The 7,535-nt window shown below is 73.3% G+C and carries 7 protein-coding genes and 2 pseudogenes; 2 read left to right on the top strand and 7 right to left on the bottom strand.

All coding sequences use genetic code 11. The features are described from left to right. Both GTW43_RS13185 and fdxA read right to left on the bottom strand, forming a co-directional pair. Positions 1–174: pseudogene (locus tag GTW43_RS13185) on the bottom strand (succinyldiaminopimelate transaminase); the annotation flags it as partial. Between the two features lie 120 nt (positions 175–294). After that, positions 295–615, bottom strand: coding sequence for a ferredoxin (gene fdxA, locus GTW43_RS13180; protein ID WP_161301852.1), 321 nt, complete (start codon positions 613–615; stop codon positions 295–297). Positions 616–755: 140 nt separating this feature from the next. Here fdxA and GTW43_RS13175 point away from each other — a divergent pair, with 140 nt between their 5' ends. After that, positions 756–1,814 (top strand): GNAT family N-acetyltransferase, encoded by a 1,059-nt coding sequence (locus GTW43_RS13175; protein WP_161301851.1) that lies wholly within the window; start codon positions 756–758, stop codon positions 1,812–1,814. Then, entirely contained in the window at positions 1,814–2,635 is an 822-nt protein-coding gene (locus tag GTW43_RS13170; RefSeq protein ID WP_161301850.1) for a transglutaminase-like domain-containing protein, read from the top strand. The genes GTW43_RS13175 and GTW43_RS13170 overlap by 1 nt, the downstream gene beginning before the upstream one ends. 46 nt (positions 2,636–2,681) lie before the next feature. Here GTW43_RS13170 and GTW43_RS13165 read toward each other — a convergent pair whose 3' ends face one another. The 5 genes and pseudogenes from GTW43_RS13165 to GTW43_RS13145 all read right to left on the bottom strand — a co-directional run. Continuing rightward, the gene (locus GTW43_RS13165) at positions 2,682–3,308 is read right to left on the bottom strand and encodes a response regulator transcription factor (protein ID WP_161301849.1); all 627 of its coding nucleotides are present in this window, start codon (positions 3,306–3,308) and stop codon (positions 2,682–2,684) included. Beyond that, positions 3,305–4,474 carry a sensor histidine kinase gene (locus GTW43_RS13160; protein WP_343245990.1) on the bottom strand — a complete coding sequence of 390 codons (1,170 nt, stop codon included), beginning with the start codon at positions 4,472–4,474 and terminating at the stop codon, positions 3,305–3,307. Before GTW43_RS13160 ends, GTW43_RS13165 begins: the two co-directional genes overlap by 4 nt. After that, positions 4,471–5,211, bottom strand: a complete 741-nt coding sequence (locus tag GTW43_RS13155) for an ABC transporter permease (protein WP_161301848.1) — start codon at positions 5,209–5,211, stop codon at positions 4,471–4,473. The genes GTW43_RS13160 and GTW43_RS13155 overlap by 4 nt, the downstream gene beginning before the upstream one ends. Beyond that, on the bottom strand, positions 5,208–6,128 hold the full coding sequence (locus tag GTW43_RS13150) for an ABC transporter ATP-binding protein (protein ID WP_161301847.1): 921 nt from the start codon (positions 6,126–6,128) through the stop codon (positions 5,208–5,210). The genes GTW43_RS13155 and GTW43_RS13150 overlap by 4 nt, the downstream gene beginning before the upstream one ends. A gap of 91 nt (positions 6,129–6,219) precedes the next feature. Next, positions 6,220–7,535 (bottom strand): annotated as a pseudogene (locus GTW43_RS13145) (hypothetical protein); the annotation flags it as partial.

Here is a 7,535-nt window from a genome sequence, read left to right as displayed (position 1 = left end):
TCCCGGGGAGTCCGCGGCGGCCGCCAGGGCCTTCTGGATCAGGTCGGGCACCGGGTCCACGGGCGTGCCGACGGAGAGGTCGACGATGCCGCCGGGGTGCGCCGCGGCCGTCTTCTTGTACGGCTCCAGCTTGTCCCAGGGAAACGTGGGGAGGCGGTCGGAGACTGCGGACACCGGGCGGCTCTTTTCTCTCTCAGGGCGGACTCAGTACTGGTTCGGAAAACAGCCCGGTCCCGTACGGCGGACGAAGCCGTACGGGACCGGGGCCGTGCACATGCGTACCGCTGACCGACGTCAGCCGTTCTGCGGCGGCAGCGCGGCGATGAACGGGTGGTCCTTCTCGATCAGGCCCATCTTCGAGGCACCACCGGGCGAGCCGAGCTCGTCGAAGAACTCGACGTTCGCCTTGTAGTAGTCCTTCCACTCCTCAGGAGTGTCGTCCTCGTAGAAGATCGCCTCGACCGGACAGACCGGCTCACAGGCACCACAGTCGACGCATTCGTCCGGGTGGATGTACAAGGACCGGGAGCCCTCGTAGATGCAGTCGACCGGGCACTCCTCGATGCACGCCTTGTCCTTGACGTCGACACAAGGCTGCGCGATGACGTAGGTCACGCTGTCGTTCCTCCTCGATAGGGCGCTGGCGGGCCTCCACAGGCTCCGCCGCCTGGCGCGCGGGAGCGCGGCGTCGTCGATGCCCGCCCCTAGTATCTCCGTTCCCGGGCATGATCCGAACAGGAGGGGTGGACCGAGCTGTGGAATTCACTGCGGGCGGACGGCTCGAGGTCCGCTTGAACCCGTCTGACGTGGGAAAACGTGTTTCCGTACGACGGGTGGTCGAGGACGGCCCCGCGGGTCGGAAGTTCACGGACACCGTCGGGGTTCTCACATCGTGGGACGATGGTGTGCTGTACATCACACGGAGGGGTGGGGAGGTCGTGCGGATCGAGGAGTCGACGCTGGTCGCGGGCAAGGTCGTGCCGGACGGACCGGCCCGCAGGCGCGGCCCGTCCGCGACGTACCCGGAGCTCGCGCGGGTCTCCTCGCGCGCGTGGCGCCCCCTGGAGAGCGAGCAGCTCGGCGAGTGGGAGCTGCGGGCCGCGTACCAGGAGGGTCCGCCCGCGGCGCGTCGTGGCGAGGCGGCGGCCGGTCGGCGGTCGGGCTTCACGCGACGGGCCAATTCCGTCCTGCCCGTGGGCGATCCGGGCCTCCCCCTCGACGCCGCTCTCGCGCGCGTACGGGACTGGTACGCGGCCCGCGGCCTGCCCGCGTACGCGCAGACGGCCACCGGCGCGCCCGGCACCCAGGAGGCGCTCTGCGCCGCACTGGAGGCGCGCGGCTGGGAGCGGGAGGTCAGCGCGGAGCTGCGCGTCGCGGCGCTCGCGCCGATCGGCGACGCCGTGGACCCCGGCGGCCGGGTCGGGCTGACGCGCACGCCGCACGAGAGCTGGCTCGCCCGCTACCAGCGCAAGGGCGCCGACGAGGTCGCGCTCAAGGTGCTCGGCTCCGGCCCCTCGGTGTGGTTCGCGACCGTGCCGGACGCGAGCGGGGTGCCGGCCGCGATCGGGCGGTGCGTCGTCGACGGTCGGTGGGCCGGGTTCGCCGCGGTCGAGGTCGCCCCGGAGCGGCGCAGGCAGGGCCTCGCGACGCTCGTGATGGCCGCGCTCGCCCGGCAGGCGCTCGACGAGGGGGCCTCCGCGGCCTGGCTGCAGGTCGAGGCAGACAACGAGGGCGCCCGGGTGCTCTACGACGGGCTCGGCTTCCGCACCCACCACGCCTACCACCACTACCGCGCACCCGACCGGGACAGCTGATGACCACCGATCTGCGCCGCCTGTTCGCCGCGGAGGCCCGGGCCGAGCGGCCCGACCTCGTGCAGCTGTGCCTGCTGCTGGCCGCGGAGGCGGATCCCGCTCTCGACGAGGCCGGGATGGACGCGGCGCAGATCGAACTGGACGAGCTGGCCGGCCAGTTGCCGTTCCGGCCGGGCGGGCCGCGGTCCTGGGCGCTCGCGCTCGGCGAACTGCTCGGCGCCCGGCTCGGGTTCCACGGCGTGCCCGGCGACTACCAGCGGCTGGAGTCCTCGCTGCTGCACGAGGTGCTGCGGCGCCGCCGAGGGCTGCCGATCCTGCTGTCCGTGGTGTGGCTGGAGGTGGCGCGGCGGGCCGGGGCGCCCGTCTACGGGGTCGCGCTGCCCGGGCACTTCGTGGTCGGGTTCGGGGACCCGGAGGAGCAGGTGCTCGCCGATCCGTTCGGGGCGGGGCGGGTGCTGACCGGGCCCGACGCGGAGCTGCTCGTGGTCGGGGCGACGGGGGCGCCGCTGGAGCGCTCGATGCTGCGGCCGGCGGATCCGCTGGAGATCGTGCTGCGGATCCTGAACAACGTGCGGACGTGGGCCCAGGCGCGGCCCGAGCGGTCGGACGTGTCGATGTGGGCGGTCGAACTGTCGCTGCTGCTGCCCGCGCACCCGGCGCGGCTGCGGTACGAGCGGGCGCAACTGCTGGTGCGGCGCGGGGAGTTCGTCGCCGGGGCCGCCGAGCTGGACGCCTACGCGGAGGTGCTCGGAGAGGTCGACGACGCGGCCGCCGAGCTGGTGCGGGGGCAGGCGCGGGCGGCCCGCGCGATGCTGAACTGAGCAGCCCACGCGGATCGTGGGCACCCCCTACGGCGAGCCCTTCCCCCTAGAGCCAGCCCTTCTCCCGCGCCACGCGCACCGCCTCCGCCCTGTTGCGCACCGCGAGCTTCTGGATGGCGGTCGACAGGTAGTTGCGGACCGTGCCCTGGGAGAGGTGCAGGGCGCCCGCGAGCTCCGCGTTGGTCCGTCCGTCGGCGGCCTCGCGCAGGATCTCGCGCTCGCGGTCCGTCAGCGGGTTGGCGCCCTCCGCGAGGGCGGCCGCGGCCAGCACCGGGTCGATGACACGCTCACCGCGCAGGACCGTGCGGACGGCCTCGGCGAGCTGCGCCGCCGGGGCGTCCTTGACCAGGAACGCGTGCGCCCCGGCCTCCATGGCACTGCGCAGGTAGCCGGGGCGCCCGAACGTGGTGAGGACGACCACCTTGAGGTCCGGCAGCGCGGCGCGCAGCGCTGCGGCGGCCTCGATCCCGGTGCACCCGGGCATCTCGATGTCGAGCAGCGCGACGTCCACGGCGTGGGCGCGGGCCGCCGCCAGGACCTCGTCACCGCGGGCGACCTGGGCGACGACCTCCATGTCCGGTTCGAGGCCGAGCAGCGCCGCGAGCGCCTCGCGCACCATCGACTGGTCCTCGGCGAGCAGCACTCTGATCGCCGGCTCGTTCTGGGTCGTCATGCGGCGGATCCTACGGAGCCCGCGGGGACCCGGGCCACCAGCAGGAACCCGCGCCCCGGGGCCGGACCCGTGTCGAGGGTGCCGCCGACCGCGGCGACGCGCTCGGCGAGCCCGGCCAGGCCGTTGCCGGGCGGCGCGCCGGTGGGGCCCGCGCCGTCGTCCTCGACGGTCAGCTCGACGACGGGCCCCGCGAGGGTCTCGCGCCGCACGAGGGAGACGAGGCAGCGCCGGGCACCGCTGTGCCGGACGACGTTGGTGACGGCCTCGCGCAGCGTCCAGGCGAGCGCCGCCTCCTGGGTCTCGGGCAGCTCGGGGACCTGCGGCGGGATCTCGGCGCCGATGCCCGCGGCGGCCAGAGCGGCCTGGGCGCCCGCGAGTTCCGCGCCGAGCCGGGGCCGCCGGTAGCCGGTGACGGCCTCGCGGACGTCGACCAGGGCCTGCCGGCTGACCTTCTCGATGTCGGCGACCTGGTCGGCCGCCTTGCCGGGGTGGTCGGGCAGCATCCGGCCCGCGAGTTCGCTCTTGAGCGTGATGAGGGACAGCGAGTGGCCCAGCAGGTCGTGCAGGTCGCGGGCGAGCCGCAGCCGTTCCTCGTTGGCGGCGAGCTGGGCGACCCGGGCACGGGCCTCGCGCAGTTCCCGCGAGGTCCGGACCAGTTCCCGTACGCCGATCATCGAGAAGCCGCCGAGCAGGGTGGGCACGAGGAGCCAGTACTCGGGGCTGCGGTCGATCGTCAGGCCGACGACGATCAGGGCGCCCGTCGTGGCGAGGATCGCCGGGCGGGTCCAGCGCAGCGGGAGGACCGCCCCGCACGCCACCGAGACGTACACGAACAGGACCAGCCACTCCTCGCCCATGGTGACGGACAGGACGACGGCGAACACCGGCAGGGCCGCCAGCGAGCCGTGGACCACGTGCCGGGCCAGGGGCCGTCCGGTCTGCCGCACGACGAGCCCCACGTAGGTGAGGGCGAACACCACGAGCCCGGCCCAGCCGAACACGGTTCCCACGCGCGTGTGGTTGCCCTGCAGCAGATCGGCGGCGGGGCCGCCGAGGAAGGCCAGCCACATGGCGATCCAGAGGATCTTCACGTAGAGCTCGCGCCGGGTCTCCGGCGGCTGGCCGATCCTCGGCGTCCGGTGCTCCCCGTCCGTGTGCGTACTCACGCCTTCAACGTGTCCTTCCGGTACATCCAGGCCGCACCGCCGGCGAAGAGCAGGAAGTAGACGACCATCAGCGCGAGGTCCTTGGCGTGCGGTGCGTCGCCCAGCTCGATGGCCTGGCCGATGCCCGCGTAGGCGTGGGTCGGCATCCACTTGCTGATGTTCTGCAGCCAGTCGGGGAACGTCGTCGCCGGCATCCACAGACCGCCCAGGATCGACAGGCCGAAGTAGACGATCATCGTGATCGGGCGGACCGCGTCGCCGGAGGCGAGGTACCCGATGGCGACGCCGAGCGCGGCGAAGCAGAGGCTGCCCGCCCAGATCGCGACGGTGAGCGCGAGCCACTGCCACGCGTCGTAGCGGACGTCCTTGAAGAGCGCGGCGACGACGAAGACGACGACGATCGACGGCAGGGAGACCACGGCGGCGCTCGCCGTCTTGGCGAACACGTAGCCGCGGCCGGGCAGCGGGGTGAGCCTCAGCTGCCGGACCCAGCCGCTCTCCCGCTCCTTGGCGATGCGCTCGCTGTTGCCCATGAGGACCGCGGTGAGAGCGCCGAAGGAGGCCATGGCCACCATCATGAACGCGGCCAGGTTCAGACCCGTGCCGTCGACCATGGCCGACGTGTCGGACTGGCCCGCGATCAGCAGGAACAGGACCGAGGGGTAGATCACCGAGAAGAACAGGAACTTCTTGTTGCGCAGGGCGCGCGTGATCTCGAGCTTGATCAGGCTGTTCATGCTGCGTTCGCCTCCTCGGCGGCTTCCTCGGCCGACGTGATCGCCACGAACGCCTGCTCGAGTCCGAGGCCGGCGACCTCGAGGTTGCGGGGGTAGACGCCGAGTCCGTACAGCGCGTGCACGGTCGCGTCGGCGTCGGTGGACTGGATGCGGACGGTCTGGCCCGAGATGTCGACCGAGGTCAGGAAGGGCAGCCCGCGCACGGCCGCCTCGTCGATCGTGCCGTCCAGGTCGAAGGAGACCTTGCGGGCGCCGGCCTTCGCCTTGATCTCGGCGGCGGTGCCGTCGGCGAGGAGGCGGCCGCGGTGCAGCACGAGGACGCGGTCGGCGATCGCGTCGGCCTCTTCGAGGTAGTGGGTGGCGAACAGGACGGTGCGGCCCTGGTCGGCCTGCTCGCGCATGGTCGCCCAGAAGGCGTGCCGCGCGGTGACGTCCATGCCGGTCGTCGGCTCGTCGAGGACGATCAGGTCGCTGTCGCCGGCCGTGGCGAGGGCGAAGCGGACGCGCTGCTCCTGGCCCCCGGAGAGCTTGTTGACCTTGCGGTCGGCGATCTGCGCGATCCCGGCGCGGGTCAGGACGTCCTCGGCCCGGTACGGCCGGGGGTGCAGAGAGCAGGCGAGCTGGACGAGCTCACGGACCGTCACCTCGTCCATCAGGCCGCCGCTCTGCAGCATCGCGCCGACCCGGCCGCGCACGATCGCGTCGCGCGGGCTGGTGCCGAAGACCCGGACGTCGCCGGAGTCGGCGGGGCGCAGGCCGAGGAGCAGGTCGAGGGTGGTGGACTTGCCGGCGCCGTTGGGGCCGAGCAGGGCGACCGTCTCGCCCGGGTGCAGTTCCAGGCTGAGGCCGTCGACGGCGGTGACGTCGCCGTACTTCTTGGTGACCCCGGAGAAGGCGACCGCTGCGTCTGTTGTCATACGGCCATCCTCGCCGAGCGGCGAGGACGCGCGGCAGTGTCGCGCGTCGCGGCTCCCGCATGACGGATGTCATGCGGGAGCCGTGACGGACCTACGACGGGTTGGTGTCGATCTCCACGACGCGCTCGGCCGGGGTCTTGCCGAGCAGGGCCCGTCCCATGGCCTGCGCGACGTCCTGCGGCGTCACCGGGGTCTTCTTGCCGGTGCCGCGGGTGATCAGGACACCGTCGAAGGTGTTGCCGTAGAGCGACTTGAGCGCGTCGAGGTCGTAGGTCTCGACGAGCTTGCCGTCGACCGCCTTCATGCCGAGGATCTTCGGCAGCGACTTGTCGGGGCCGAACGGGATGGACGCGCCGCCCGCCTTGATCGTGACGAGGCCCGACATGGCGGGCTCGGCGAACTGCTTCATCTTCCGGTCGACCTCGGCGTCGGAGACCGTCGGCTTGCGGCTCGTCGTCGGGACCTGGACGGGGGCGGAGGCGCCGGTCTCGACCTGGGTGCGGTAGGCCTCGCTGACCGCGCCGGTCGACCGCGCGACGTCGATGCCCTTGCCCTCCTTGCCGTACACGGCGACGGCCTTTCCGGGCTCGAACCTGATCGTGCCCTCGCCGGACGTGGCGCCGCCGGCCGCCCGCTCCAGGGCGGCCGCGAGCTTCTCCTGGTCGACGGGCATGACCGGGTCGACGACTCGCTCGCCGCCGAACAGGGAGCCGATCACGGAGACCGGGTTGTAGTCGCTGCCCGCGGCGGCGCTGACCGTGGCCGCGCTGTCCAGGGACAGGCCCGCCTGGTCCGGCTTCAGCTGGACGGTCCTGCCGCCGACCGACAGCTCGACCGGCTTGTCGGTGCGCTGGCCGAGGGCGGTGTCGAGCTTGGTGGCGGCCTCGTCGCGGGTGCCGCCGCCGATGTCGACGCCGAGGACGGTGGTGCCCTTGGGGACGTCGGAGTGGTTCATGAGCAGGCCCGCGCCGTAGGCGATGCCGGCCACGCCGACGACTCCGGCGCCGAGCAGCACCAGCTTGTTGCGCCCCTTCTTCTTGGCCGGGGCGGACTGGGCGGGCACCGGGTCCGGCAGCTTCGGCGGGGTGAACGGCGCCGGGGCCGGACCCTCGCCGCCGGTCGGCGGGGCGAACGGCGAGCCGGGGCCGCCGGCCGCCGGGACGACCGGGATGCCGCTGTTGAGGGTGTCGCCCGAGACGTTGTTCCCCTGGCCCGGGCCCGGTTCGGGGGCCGGCTTCTGCGGCGTCAGGACGGCGGTGTCGTCGCTCATCCGGGGCGGCGTCTGCGCGCCCGGCACCGGCGGGTTCGGGGCGCCCGACGTGACCATCGGACCGTCGCCGCTGACCGGGCCGGACGTGGGGCCCGCCGGGCCGGCGCCGCGGGCGGGCCCGGCGGGTCCTCCCGTGT

The sequence above is a fragment of the Streptomyces sp. SID5785 genome, assembly GCF_009870065.1.
Classification (GTDB): domain Bacteria; phylum Actinomycetota; class Actinomycetes; order Streptomycetales; family Streptomycetaceae; genus Streptomyces.
The sequence above is the reverse complement of the archived record's forward strand: the minus strand, read 5'-3'. Positions and strand labels throughout refer to the sequence as shown.